Genomic DNA, 13,508 nt, shown 5'->3' with positions numbered 1-13,508 from the left:
AGAATGATTAAAAAATACGTAGTTGGTCGAATACGATATGGGCATCGAGGGCACGCAGTGTCATGGTGTGGTGCCCTTGGTGCAGGTGTACCTTGGTATCGCGAACAGCTTGTCCGCTCAATACATTCTGCTTCCAGCGTTCGGAACGGAATGGCTCTTTGAGTGAATAAACCACAGGCTGTTCATTATCGATGGTCACGCTGAATCGCAAGTCGCCATTGTCGTTTGGCTGGGTAGGGATGAGGGCGGTCTGCAGGGTGTAATCGTCCTCAGCAGCAATCTCTATCTCGTAAGTAAGCTGCCCGTCCTTAGGCATGGCTACGGCATGCATGCTATGCCCTAACATCTGGATGATGCGTACCCCATCGGTGGCCGACTGGTAATCAGCGGCATCGCGCTTCATGATGCAAGGCTGGTCGGTACCTGTTAGCTGGGCATGCACATTTTCGAACACTGGGAGCCTCCGTGGGGCGGCATCCATCAGATAGCGCCATTTGCCACCATTCATCTCGTTGTAATGCCTGGTCAGTGCTTGTATCTCTTCGTAGGCGCGATGGCTCTCTATGGAATCACTCAGTATCTTGGTGTTCATGGCTGCGGCTGCAAAGACAGGATATTCGATAGCCGCAAAGAAGGCATCGCCCAGTTCGCAGCGAACAAGCGGACGGATGGCCGTGATCTCGGCCTTGAGGTGCAGGAAGGCTGACAGGCGCTGGGCTGCCTCGATAGGTGAGAGGGGCGCAGCGCCAACAGGTGAGAGTCCGCGAGGGTATTTCTGCTTGTCGAGTTCTACCTGTATGTAGCCCATAAACTCGGGGCGGCGCTCCCCGCACAGACGGTAGAACGCCTGCATCACGGGTAGGAGCCGCTTGCCGGCTTCCTGACCAAACTGCCGGCATAGCCAGGCTGCCAGATGGTTTGTGAGTGTATGACCTTCTACACAGTTGATGTTCCAGGCCAGATCGAGAAACAACTCCAGGTCATAGGCAGCCACCTTCGGATCGTGAACGTTGGCTATCCAGAGCTTGCGTACGTTGTGTTGGTAGGCCTCACGCATCTCGTTATAGATAAGGCCCGGCTGGGTGGTGGTTAACCAGAGGTAGTCGTGTGGCCGCCCCCAATAGCTCAGGTGGTAATACACGCCTGCACCGCCTGGGCGCTGCTGCTCCCTGGCATTCGACAGACGTGTCATGTAACCATAGTTGTCGTCGCACCACATCAAGGTGACATAGTCGGGCACGCGCAATCCTTTTTCATATAGCTGTAGTACCTCCTTGTAGGGCACGAACACCTGCATCAGCTTGGCAGGATCTCCTACGTGTTGGCGCAGGAGTGCCTGCTGGTTGTCGATGACCTGTTGGAGGGCATCGAATTTTTCCTGTTCGGTTTGGTAGCCTTCCATCGAGCTGTCGTGTATGCCGCGCATGCCGATGGTGAACATGTTATCTTTCGACTTCCTGACCTCTTGCAGGCGTTCTATCCAGTATTGGTGCACTTGTTGGCGATTGGTGCGATAGTTAAAGGCACCCCGTTCCGCCACCTGCCACTCGTCAACATTGTTGCGAAGCAGCGGCTCGCAATGCGATGTGCCAATCACGATGCCACACGAGTCGGCCATCGCCTTTGCGCCGGGAATCTTGAAGAAGGCCGTTGTGCCGGGATGCATGCCGGGCCAGATGGTGTTGGCGCGTAAACGGAGCATCAACTCGAAGATCCTACGATAGGTTCTCGGTCCAATCTGGCTTTTTCCTGATGGCTCATAGGTCTTGTGACTCCACGGGCGCAGACTCCAGTCCTCGTCGTTCAGGAAAATGCCACGATAGGCCACGCTGGGCTGTTGCTCCGTCCTGAAGTCATCATTTAGCACCAGTCGGCTCCGCTTTTCTGGCACCACGTCGCCCCACCATATCCAGGGCGATACGCCTGCCAGGCGTGACAGCTCCAGCAGCCCATAGGCCATGCCGCGACCATTACCCCCTTCGATCAGGATTCTTCCTCTGTTTACTTGAATCCTGAATCCGTCATGAGGTAATGACGGGTTAGGGGTTACCTTAATGATGCCGTTTGCTGAGGCCATAGGGCGCATTCCCGTTACCTGTTGCATGTCGCCCATCCACATGTCAAGGGCCGTCTTTACAACGGGTTCTACCTTCTTCGGTATCTGATAGGTTATCGGATGCAGTCCGTCAAACCATACCACCTCAGCCTGTGAGACTAAAAATGTAAGTTGGAAAACTGCGATAGCAAGTACTCTTTTTATATTCATAACGTTTTAGTTGAATTCTTGGTGCAAATTTAGGAATAAGTACCATAATATAGTTCGAAAAATATTCGAAAAGATACAATTTTGTACAAAAATGGACGGAATTACTGATTATGTTTCGCAATAAATCGCTATCTTTGCAGCAGAAAAAGCTAAAACTGAAATATGTTATGAGGGAAAATTACTTTGCGGATAAGAACCGCTACGACAATGGAATGGAGTTTGAGCGCTGTGGGCGCTCGGGTGTGTTGCTGCCAAAGGTGAGCCTGGGATTCTGGCATAACTTCGGTAGCGTCGATCCTTATGAGCGCAGCCGTGAGATTACGCACTATGCCTTTGATCATGGCATCACGCATTTTGATCTGGCCAACAACTACGGCCCTGTATATGGCTCAGCCGAGGAGACCATGGGACGCCTCATGGACGAGGATTTCCGTCCTTATCGCGACGAGCTCTTCATCTCGAGCAAGGCTGGCTACGACATGTGGCCTGGACCTTATGGCAACTGGGGCTCGAGAAAATACCTGATGGCCAGTCTCGACCAGAGTCTGAAACGCATGAAGATAGATTATGTAGACCTGTTCTACAGTCACCGCTACGACCCTGAGACCCCGCTCGAGGAGACGCTTCAGGCGCTCGTCGATATTGTGCGCCAGGGCAAGGCGCTCTACGTGGGCATCTCAAACTGGCCCCTTGAGCTGCTGAAGTTTGGCTATGAGTATCTCAAGGCCCACGACGTGCCTCTGCTCATCTATCAGGGACGCCTGAACATGCTGGACCGTAAACCTCAGGAAACGGGTATCCTGGATTTCTGTGCCGAGAAGGGTGTGGGCTTTATCGCCTTCTCGCCACTGGCACAGGGTCTGCTCACCGACCGCTATCTGAACGGCATACCTGCTGATAGTCGTATGTCGAAGGGCAAGTTCCTGCGCGAGGAGATGCTCACGCCCGAGCTGTTGGACAAGCTGCGTGCCTATAACCAGGTGGCAGAGCGCCGTGGTGAGACCCTTGCAGAGATGGCACTGGCTTGGATTCTGCATCAGCGTGGTGTCACCTCAGTGCTGGTGGGTGCCAGCTCTACGGCTCAGCTGGAAAAGAACCTGCGCTGTGTGAGTGCAGCGCCTTTTGATGCGGAGGTGTAATGAAACAGTGGGTCCTGGTTGTTATCGTTGCCCTTGGTGGCGTTCTTCCCGGGCAGGCTCAGATAGTGAAGGACTATCTGCATAAGTTGGGCTCCTTCATCGACTCCATGTCGGTGAAGGGGCTCGACCGCCGCTATATCGATGCCCCTCAGCATCCCTGGCAGCTCATTGTGCGTGGCAATGTGAACCAGAGTATCCTGAGTATGAAAGCGGCAGGCGAACTGGAGGGCATCCCCTATACGGCACAACCCTATCTGAAGACCGAGCCTTCGCAGTATGTGGGACTATGGGCCGGCTATCGCGGCTATGGCTTCGGCTATACCGTGAACGTGGGTGGCGACAAGGGTAGCTATCTCACCTTTGGTGCCACAGGTGGTGCCTATGGGTTGAACGTGCGCATACACAACTTTGAGAACGATCACCCCGATTTCAATCTGGAGAGCTCGATCATCGCTGAGGGTCACGAGGAAGACTGGCAGGAGGTGCAGCTGATGAATCCCATCAAGGTGCGTACCGTCATTGCTGATGGCTACTACCTTTTCAACGGTAAGCGCTTCTCGTATGCGGCCGCCTATGACCAGAGTGTGATACAGAAACGCTCAGCAGGCTCGCTGATGGCTGGCGCGATGTACTATTACGGACATGTCGACTATTCCAACGACCTGAACGGCGATCTTGTCTATCTGATGCACGGACTGGGCAAGGTCAAGCTGTGGCAGGGCAGTGTGGGCATCGGTTATGCCTACAACTGGGTGCCGGCGCGCGGGCTGCTGGTGAGCGCCATGGCCATGCCTATGCTCACTGTTGTCAATAAAATCAGGGCCTATGGTTTTGCTACCAATGTGGAGCAGCTCGCCCAGGATCCGATGTTCGATGCCGATATCTCTGACGAGGAATGGGACGAGTGGTTCTACGGCCATCTGAGAGTGACACCCATGGGCAGCAAGACATTTAATAGCGGTATGACGGTGAACTTTGATGCCCGTCTGTCTGTGACCTATAACTTCGACCGTTGGTTTATCAACGCCTATGGCCAGTTCAATAACTTCCGCTACAGCCACCAGCACACCAGCGGTCATCTCAACGACTGGTTTATAAATACCTCTGTCGGACTGAGGTTATAATCCTGTCAAAATCGTACGATAGTATAGGAAAACGAACGGATTTTATATTGAAATTCGGCAAAACATGCTATCTTTGCAGCAAAATTACTAAAACAAAAAATGATGATCAAAGAAAGCGGTATATCACTCCTTTTCATGGGTATGTCGATGGTGGCTGCGGCGCAAGTGCCCGAAGCCCCGAAAGATGTGAACGGTGTGGTGGATAACACCCCCGACAGTATAGCCCAGGCCATGACGGCGCGCCCTATGCCAGGCTCGAGTCGTGTGGGCACCAACCCGGTATTGTTCCTGATAGGCAACTCTACCATGCGAACGGGTACACTGGGCAACGGCAACAATGGTCAGTGGGGCTGGGGCTACTATGCCCATAATTATTTCGACCCCACCAAGATAACAGTCGAGAACCAGGCCTTGGGCGGCATGAGCAGCCGAACCTTTTATAACCAGCTGTGGCGGCCTATCAAACAGGCCATCCGTCCGGGCGACTGGGTGATTATTTCTATCGGACATAATGACAACGGTCCCTATGATGAAGGTCGTGCCCGTGCCTCTATCCCCGGAGTGGGCGACGACTCGCTCCAGGTGGTGATCAAGGAGACCGGTGTGCATGAAACGGTCTATACCTATGGCGGCTACATGCGCCGCTATATCCGCGATGTGCGCCAGCAGGGCGGCAACCCCATCCTGATGTCGCTCACCCCACGCAACGCCTACGACGAGCAGGGACGCATCGTGCGTAAACCCCACACCCAGTGGCTCATGCAGGTAGCCGCTGAGGAAGGTGTGCCCTTTGTCGATCTGAACGAGCTCTCTGGGCGGAAACTCGACCGTTATGGTGCCTGGAAAACCAGCTACCATTTCTTTCTCGACAAGATTCATACCAGCCGTTTTGGTGCCATGATGAACGCTCAGAGCGCTGCCGAGGGTCTGATGGCCAGTCACAACCCCGCCCTCCGTCCGCTGCAGGCCATGATGCGTGGTGTGGTGCCCGCCAGCTATGAGGTGGACCGCACAGGTGGCAAGCCCGTGGTGTTTATCACCGGCGACAGTACGGTGAAGAATGAGGATAAGGAAACCGATGGCATGTGGGGCTGGGGCTCACAGGCGGGCACGGTGTTTGATGAGCGACGTATCAGCATCGTCAATGCCGCTATGGCCGGACGCAGCTGCCGCTCCTATCTGAACGAGGGCCGCTGGGACAAGGTGTATAACAGCCTGCAGCCAGGCGACTTCGTGCTCATCCAGTTCGGCCATAACGATATCAGCGTCATCGATAAGCCTAAGTATCGGGGTGCCATCGCCACAGCCAGCGACACCTGTCATGTGTACAAATTGGATACTGGACATTACGAGGTGGTTTACTCGTTTGGCTGGTATCTCAAGAAGTTTATCCAGGATGTGCGCGAGAAGGGTGCCACCCCCATCCTGGTGTCGCTCACCCCGCGCAACGAGTGGACCGACGGCAAGATCGAGCGCCGTAACGATAGTTATGGTAAGTGGTATCGCCAGGTGGCAGAGGAGACAGGCGTAGAACTGGTCGACCTGCATAATATCGCTGCCGACCTGCTCGACAAGAAATGCGGCAGTAAGGCCCGCGCCCAGAAATACTATAAGCGCGACCATACCCACACCTCGCTTCTGGGTGCTAAGACCAATGCCCAGTGCGTGGCCAAGGGTCTCAGGGATAACCACAGTGTATTAGCAAACTATTTGAAAAAGAAATAAAACCAAATGAAACGATTTGCTTTTAAGATGCAGCTGAAACCAGGCTGCGAAAAGGAATACGAGCGCCGGCATGCTGCCATCTGGCCCGAGCTGGTGCAGATGATCAAGGATGGCGGCGTGAGCAACTACAGCATCTACTGGGACAAAGAGACCAACATCCTCTTCGGTTACCAGGAGTGTGAGGGCGAGGGTAACTCGCAGGACACCACTAACGTGGACCCCATCACCCAGAAATGGTGGGACATGATGGCCGACATCATGGAGGTGAACCCCGACAACTCGCCGGTAACCAAGCCTTTACAGGAAGTGTTTCATCTAGACTGAATGCCCCTATGAACAAACTTTTAATCGTGTTGCTCTCGGTGCTGGTGCTCACGGCAGGCGCCAAGACCAAGAAGAAAACCATCGTAGAGCGGTGGCCCGATGGTACCCAGATGGACGCCTGGTTCAAGGACACCACCAAGGTGGATGTCGCCAAGCTGGGTCCGCAGTATGTGATTACCGACTATGGGGTGAAGTGTGACTCCACCCTGGTGCAAACCAAGGCCATCCAGGCCGTCATCGACCGCGCCGCACAGGCGGGTGGGGGCGTGGTGGTCATCCCCCAGGGCACCTTCCTCACTGGCGCCCTGTTCTTCAAACAGGGCACCCACCTGCATGTGAAAGGTCGTCTGAAAGGCTCCGACCGTATCATCGACTTTCCTTATATGACCACCCGTATCGAGGGCGAGACCTGTACCTATTTCTGTGCGCTGGTCAATGCCGATGGCGTGGATGGATTCACCATCAGCGGCAGCGGTACCATCGACGGCAACGGACTCAGCTACTGGCAGGAGTTCTGGATCCGTCGCAAGTGGAACCCCCAGTGCACCAACAAGGACGCCCAGCGCCCACGCCTCACCTATATCTCTAACGCCAGGAATGTAACCATCCAGGATGTGCACCTGGTCAACTCGCCCTTCTGGACCAATCATGTCTATAAGAGCCATCACGTGCGCTATCTCAACTGCTATATCTTTGCCCCCACGGAGAACATCTGGGCCCCCGATCCCACACGTGGTGCGCCCTCGAGCGATGCCATCGACATCGATGCCTGTACCGATGTGCTCATCAACGGCTGCTATATGCATGTGAACGATGATGCCGTGGTGCTGAAAGGCGGCAAGGGCACCTGGGCCGACAAGGACGAGACCAACGGCAACTGCGAGCGCATCCTGATCCAGCATTGTCACTACGGCAAGGTGCACGGCTGCCTCACCTTGGGCTCCGAGTCGCTCCACGATCGCAATGTGATTCTGCGTAACTGCTATACCGAGCGTGCCGATCGTGTGCTGTGGCTCAAGATGCGCCCCGACACCCCTCAGCACTATGAGTATGTGACGGTGGAGAACATTACAGGCCATTGCAAACGGTTCCTCTTCATCCATCCCTGGTCGCAGTTCTTCAAACCCGAGAAGCGCGACGACATGCCGTTGAGCCGTTGCAACAATATCACCCTACGCAACATACAGGTCGAGGCTGCTACGCCCTACGACGTGAAGACATCTGACAAGTATGAACTTGTGGATTTCACCATCGACGGTCAGCCGCTGGTGTTCGCCTCGAATCCGGTCACAAACACGAATCAGAAAAATATAGTATATGAGTAAGCCATCCTATTTCTTCTCTGTAGACTTAGGCGCTACAAGTGGACGAACCATCATCGGACATATCAGCAACGGGCGGTTCGAACTCGAAGAGCTCACCCGTTTTCCCAATAACCTCATCATTCAGGGTGGGCATTATTACTGGGATATCTACGCCCTCTATTTCGAGATCATCAAAGGTCTGAAAGAGGCGGCACGCCGTGATCTGCCAATCACCAGCATCGGTATCGACACCTGGGGTGTCGACTTTGTGATGATAGGCGCCGACAATGCCATCCTGCGCAATCCCAGGGCCTATCGCGACCCCATCACCTTTCAGGCCATGGATGATTATCTGGCGCATGTGATGCCCCGTCAGGAGGTGTACGGCATAACAGGCATCCAGTTCCTGCATTTCAACTCGCTGTTCCAGCTCCATGCCATGCAGCAGGAGGGCAACAGCGCCCTCCGTCATGCTGAAAAGATACTCTTTGTACCCGATGCGCTGAGTTGGATGCTCACTGGGCAGGCGGTATGCGAATATACCATTGCCTCGACCGCCCAACTGCTCGACCCGCGCACCAAGGAGCTCGACGAGCGCCTGTTGGCATCGGTGGGACTCGACCGTTCCAAGTTCGGACGGATGGTGATGCCTGGCACACAGATTGGTGTGCTCACCGATGAGGTGCAGCAGCTCACCGGCCTGGGTCCTGTGCCCGTGGTGGCTGTGGCTGGTCACGACACCGGTTCGGCTGTGGCCGCCGTGCCTGCACAGAATGAGCAGTTTGCCTATCTCTCCAGTGGCACCTGGAGTCTGATGGGCATCGAAACCCGGGAGCCCGTCATCAGTCAGCTGTCCTACGACCGTAACTTCACCAACGAGGGCGGTATCGAAGGCACCACCCGCTTCCTGAAGAATATCTGTGGCATGTGGCTCTATGAGCGCTGCCGTCTGGAGTGGCCCGAGTCGGTGCGCCAGCTGTCGCATCCCGAGCTGCAGGGCCAGGCCATGCAGGTAGAGGCCTTCCGCTCACTCATCAACCCCGACGATGCCCTGTTTGCTGCGCCAGCCTCCATGATTGGTGCCATCCAGCAGTACTGTCGCAACACCCGCCAGCCCGTGCCCGAGACGCCTGGGGCCATCTGTCGCTGCATCTTCGATTCGCTGGCGTTGCGCTATCGTCAGGTGTTCCAGTGGCTGCAGCAGTTTGCCGCCTTCGACCTCAAGGTGCTCCACATTATCGGTGGCGGCTCGCTCAACCAGTATCTCAACCAGTTCACAGCCAATTCGCTGGGCGTGGAGGTACTGGCAGGTCCACAGGAGGGCACGGCCATCGGCAACATTATGGTGCAGGCCAAGGCTGCCGGACTGGTCGACGACATCTGGCAGATGCGCCGCATCATCGCCAACAGCATCAACCTGGTGCCCTATCATCCCCAGGACAAGGCCCTGTGGGATGCCGCTTACGAGAAATATCTGAAAGTAACAAATCAATAATAACAAAACAATTATGGCTAAACCCTTAGTAGAAACGAAAGCAAGAGTGGGCGTGTTCTCTATCGCCCTGCAGGCCTATCTGCCACAGTTCCCTCAGCTCGTTCCCGAGTTCGAGGCTCAGTATGAAGCATTTAAGAAAACACTGCCCGATAGCATTGAGGTGGTCGATGGTGGTATGGTCACCACCAAGGAGCAGTCCATGGCGGCAGGCGATAAGTTCCGCGCTGCCGATGTGGATCTCGTCATCCTGCAGATGCTCACCTATTGCACCTCTTATAATATGTTGCCGGCTGTGCGCGACCTCGATGTGCCGGTGGTCATTGTGAACCTCCAGAAGAAGCTGGCCCCCGACTATGCCAAGACCGATATCCCCACTTGGTTGGGCGAGCTCTATGCCTGTGGCGCCATCGGTGAGATGGTGGCCGACCTGAACCGTGCCGGCAAGCGTTCGGCTGTCATCACGGGTGTGGTCGAAGGCGGCGATCCGGCAGCACAGGCCGAGATCGAGGACTGGTGCCGTGCCGCCCAGGTACGTCGCCGTTTCCGCGATACCAACATCGCCCAGATTGGTCGTCCCTATCCGGGCATGATGGATCTCTATATCGATGAGACCAACCTCTACCACCGCCTGTTTGTGTATACCAAGCAGTTCGACTGGGAGAAGATGTGGGCTATTGCCGACAATATTACCGACGAGGCTGCTATCCGTGCCAAGGCGCAGGATATCCTCGACACCTTCGACATCGAGGGTGGCGGCACCATCGAGAAGGTGTGGGATATGGCCAGGTATGTGGTGGCTTTCGAGCAGTGGGTCAAGGATGAGCAGCTGGGCATGATTGCCTCGCATTACGACGGCTTCGCACAAGGCATCGCCGGCAAGCTCGACTCCATGCTCATCCCCGCCTTCTCCATGCTCATCAAGCAGCACACCGCCTGTGCCGTCGAGGGCGACATGAAGGTGGCCATGGCCATGAGCATCCTGAAGACCATCAGTGGCACCGGCACGCTGGCCGAGATGTATTCCATCGATTTCCCCAAGGATATCTGCATCATCGGCCACTCCGGTTCTGGCGACTTTGACATCTCGCAGGCCCGCAAGCCCACCATGAAGATCGTGCCCGTGTTTCACGGCAAGGCCGGTGGCGGCTACCTCACCCAGTTCTATCCCCCCACGGGTCCTGTCACCTATCTGGCTATCACGCAGGATAAGAACGGCGTGTTCAAGTTCGTGGTGGCCGAGGGTGTGAACGAGGAGGGCCCCATCTTTACCTTTGGCGATACCAACATGCGCACCAGGTTCTCTCTGAGCTGCCGTGAGTTTGTCAACAAGTGGAGCGAGGCTGGTCCTACCCACCACATGGCAGCCGCTGTGGGCCATCATATCGACACCATCCTGAAGGTGGCCAAGATTCTGAATATCGAGTGTGACGTGGTTTGCAGATAGTGACTATGGCAAAGAGTGGAAGTTTAAAGAGCACCCTGGCGGTGTCGCTCAATAATTATCTGGATGCCGGTGCCATCGTGGCCGGTGCCAGTGGTGTCACGCTGTGGCAGAACTACTTAGGACTGAGTGAGATGCATCTGGGCTGGCTCAATGCCTTGAGCGCCAATGCGCTGGGCGCTGCCATCGGTGCCATCATCGGTGGCTTCCTGGCGGATAAGTTCGGTCGTAAGTTCATCTTTACCTATAATCTGTTGGTGTATATGACGGGCGTGCTCATCATCATGCTCTCCATCAATTTCCCCATGCTGCTGGCAGGCTTCCTTATCACCGGCATCTCGGTGGGCATCGGTGTGCCGGCCTCGTGGACCTATATCTCAGAGAGCTCCGAGGTGAGCAACCGCGGCCGCAACATCTGTATCTCGCAGATGTCGTGGGGCGTTGGTCCCATGTGCATCCTGCTCTTTGGCATGCTGCTGGCGCCCGGGGGCTACTTCTATGGCCCCGTTGAGGCTTTTGCCCATCAGGTGCTGGGCGCCGATGCCGCCCAGGCGGCTGTCCAGGTGTTCAGCTCGCGCATGGTGTTCGCCACCCTTTTCATCGTGGCGTTCATAGCCTGGAACCTGCAGCGTCAGTTGGAGGAGAGTGCGGCGTTTACGGCTCAGAAGGACCAGCACAACAGTGGTATCGTGGATAACATCAAGCTGCTGTTCACCAATCGCATTGCTGTGCGCACGGTGGCTTTCCTGGCAGCCATCTACCTCACCTGGAACCTGGTGGCGAGTGTCATGGGCTTCTTCATGCCCCACATCTACGAGACGGCAGGCGGACTCACCAACGAGACGGCCAACATGCTCAGTTGCATCAGTTGGGTGTTTGTGGTGGTCACCACCTTTATCATCTCCTTCTATGTCGATAAGGTGGCGCATCGCTTCTTCTATGTCTTCGGCTTGGCAGCAGCCCTCACAGCGTGGATCCTCATCATCGGTGGTGGCGTCACTTCCATCGCTGGCATCTGGCTGTTCACCATCCTGTGGGGCGTCAACAACGGCAGCTCCGTCCAGGTGTTCTACGCCTTGTGGGGCTCCGAGCTGTTCCCCGCCAAGTTCCGTGCCGGTGCCCAGGGCCTCATGTTCTTCATCGTGCGCGGCCTCTCAGCCGTTTGGGGACTGGTGTTCACCTTTATCTATGGCGACAATGGCGAGGGCTTTACCCTGGCGGCCTACTGCATGATTGCGCTGCTGCTGGCATCGCTCCTGGTGGGTCTCATCGGCATGCCCGACACGCGCGGCAAGTCGCTCGAACAAATCACAAAAGAACGTTACGGAGAAAATATATAATATGGAAAAGAGTATTTTGGAAGGCCGCGAGCAGTTGAAAGCGGTCGTATATCAGATAGCCGAGGTAACTGGCTATCTGTGGCAGAAAGGTTGGGCTGAGCGTAATGGTGGCAACATCACCGTTAACGTCACCGAGTATATGGACGAGGCATGCCGTCAGCTGCCTGCCATCGCCCCCGTCAAGCAGATTGGTATGACGCTGCCTCAGCTCAAAGGCAAGTATTTCTATTGTAAGGGCACCGGCAAGCGCATGCGCGATCTGGCTAAGGAACCCATGCAGAACGGCAGTATCATCCGCATCTGCGACGACTGCGCCAGCTACGAGGTCATTGCCGACGAGCCGGTGGTGCCCACCTCCGAGTTGCCCACCCACCTGGCGCTGCAGAACTATCTGTTGGAAACCGGTTCGAGCTATAAGGCCACCCTTCACACCCATCCCATCGAGCTGGTGGCCATGAGCCATATCCAGCGCTTCCTCAAGGGCGATGAGATGACCCGTGTGCTGTGGTCCATGATCCCCGAGACGCTGGCGTTCGCTCCTCTGGGCATTGGCATTGTGCCCTACGCCCTGCCGTCGTCGGTAGCGCTGGCCGAGGCCACCCTCGAGCAGATCAAGACCCACGATGTGGTGCTCTGGGAGAAACATGGCACGGTGGCTGTAGGTACCGATATCATGGATGCCTTCGATCAGACCGATGTGCTCTGCAAGGCCGCCAACATCTATATGTGTGCCCGTGCCATGGGCAGTGAGCCCGATGGCATGACCGCCGCGCAGATGAAGGAAGTGCAGGATGTGTTCCACCTGCCCAAGAAACGTCCTTGCTAAGTTTTCGTTTCTTGGCAAACAAGAAGCATGCGCTCCAATGATGGGGCGCATGCTTTGTTTGTATGGCATAAAAAAAAGACCCGCACCCTTTTCTGGATGCAGGTCTTTTTTTCTAATACCCCATACACGAGGTCGTTCCCAGCGCCGTGAGGATAGCCGATGCGATCGAGGCTATCAGCTGCACGATAAACTTAATGCTTTCTTTCTTACTCATAACTTTAAACTTTGAACTTTGAACTTTGAACTTTGAACTTTCTTTAAAGCGCTGGGGCTTTCGCCCCTAAGCGCTAATCTTCGGTACTTCCGTCGGGGTTAGGCTCACCGCCGCCACCGCCGTTTCCGCCTGTGTTGCCACCCTGGCCGCCGCCAGTGTTACCACCGTTCTGACCTGAACCGCTGTTCTCGCCGTTCTCCTGCTCAGGGTCCTCAATGTTGCCCTCGTCGGTCGAGGTCACACGCTTCACCTCCTTACCATCGCGGTCGTAGCAGGTAATCTGCACGGCAGTCTTGGCCAGCTCGCTCTT

General features: G+C 55.6%; 11 protein-coding genes and 1 pseudogene. 9 read left to right on the top strand and 3 right to left on the bottom strand.

What is annotated here, in order from left to right; genetic code table 11:
* Nucleotides 1-7: 7 nt before the first annotated feature.
* Nucleotides 8-2,266 carry a glycosyl hydrolase 115 family protein gene (locus T491_RS15875; RefSeq protein WP_051523013.1) on the bottom strand — a complete coding sequence of 753 codons (2,259 nt, stop codon included), beginning with the start codon at nt 2,264-2,266 and terminating at the stop codon, nt 8-10.
* A gap of 167 nt (nt 2,267-2,433) precedes the next feature.
* On the opposite strand from T491_RS15875, the gene T491_RS0106755 reads away from it, so the two are divergent.
* From T491_RS0106755 to rhaD, 9 genes are all read left to right on the top strand, one after another.
* Nucleotides 2,434-3,405, top strand: a complete 972-nt coding sequence (locus T491_RS0106755) for an aldo/keto reductase (RefSeq protein ID WP_028903223.1) — start codon at nt 2,434-2,436, stop codon at nt 3,403-3,405.
* Nucleotides 3,405-4,529 carry a DUF4421 family protein gene (locus T491_RS0106750; RefSeq protein WP_028903222.1) on the top strand — a complete coding sequence of 375 codons (1,125 nt, stop codon included), beginning with the start codon at nt 3,405-3,407 and terminating at the stop codon, nt 4,527-4,529. Before T491_RS0106755 ends, T491_RS0106750 begins: the two co-directional genes overlap by 1 nt.
* 102 nt (nt 4,530-4,631) lie before the next feature.
* On the top strand, nt 4,632-6,254 hold the full coding sequence (locus tag T491_RS0106745) for a rhamnogalacturonan acetylesterase (RefSeq protein ID WP_028903221.1): 1,623 nt from the start codon (nt 4,632-4,634) through the stop codon (nt 6,252-6,254).
* A gap of 6 nt (nt 6,255-6,260) precedes the next feature.
* Nucleotides 6,261-6,578: an L-rhamnose mutarotase gene (gene rhaM, locus T491_RS0106740; RefSeq protein ID WP_028903220.1), complete on the top strand. Its 318-nt coding sequence runs from the start codon at nt 6,261-6,263 to the stop codon at nt 6,576-6,578.
* A gap of 8 nt (nt 6,579-6,586) precedes the next feature.
* A complete protein-coding gene (locus T491_RS0106735) occupies nt 6,587-7,903 on the top strand; it encodes a glycoside hydrolase family 28 protein (protein ID WP_036915538.1) in 1,317 nt (438 codons plus the stop codon).
* A complete protein-coding gene (locus T491_RS0106730; RefSeq protein WP_028903218.1) occupies nt 7,896-9,377 on the top strand; it encodes a rhamnulokinase family protein in 1,482 nt (493 codons plus the stop codon). The genes T491_RS0106735 and T491_RS0106730 overlap by 8 nt, the downstream gene beginning before the upstream one ends.
* Nucleotides 9,378-9,390: 13 nt before the next feature.
* Nucleotides 9,391-10,821, top strand: coding sequence for an arabinose isomerase (locus T491_RS0106725; RefSeq protein WP_028903217.1), 1,431 nt, complete (start codon nt 9,391-9,393; stop codon nt 10,819-10,821).
* 5 nt (nt 10,822-10,826) lie between these two features.
* Nucleotides 10,827-12,158 (top strand): MFS transporter, encoded by a 1,332-nt coding sequence (locus T491_RS0106720; protein ID WP_036915535.1) that lies wholly within the window; start codon nt 10,827-10,829, stop codon nt 12,156-12,158.
* A gap of 1 nt (nt 12,159) precedes the next feature.
* Nucleotides 12,160-12,984 (top strand): rhamnulose-1-phosphate aldolase, encoded by an 825-nt coding sequence (rhaD, locus tag T491_RS0106715; protein WP_028903215.1) that lies wholly within the window; start codon nt 12,160-12,162, stop codon nt 12,982-12,984.
* A gap of 112 nt (nt 12,985-13,096) precedes the next feature.
* On the opposite strand, the gene T491_RS17645 is transcribed toward rhaD, so the two are convergent.
* Nucleotides 13,097-13,198: a smalltalk protein gene (locus tag T491_RS17645; protein WP_155950061.1), complete on the bottom strand. Its 102-nt coding sequence runs from the start codon at nt 13,196-13,198 to the stop codon at nt 13,097-13,099.
* Nucleotides 13,199-13,271: 73 nt separating this feature from the next.
* Nucleotides 13,272-13,508: pseudogene (locus T491_RS17880) on the bottom strand (DNA-binding protein); the annotation flags it as partial.

Origin of the sequence: Prevotella sp. P6B4 (genome assembly GCF_000619985.1) — a bacterium.
Taxonomy (GTDB): Bacteria; Bacteroidota; Bacteroidia; order Bacteroidales; family Bacteroidaceae; genus Prevotella.
The sequence above is the reverse complement of the archived record's forward strand: the minus strand, read 5'-3'. Positions and strand labels throughout refer to the sequence as shown.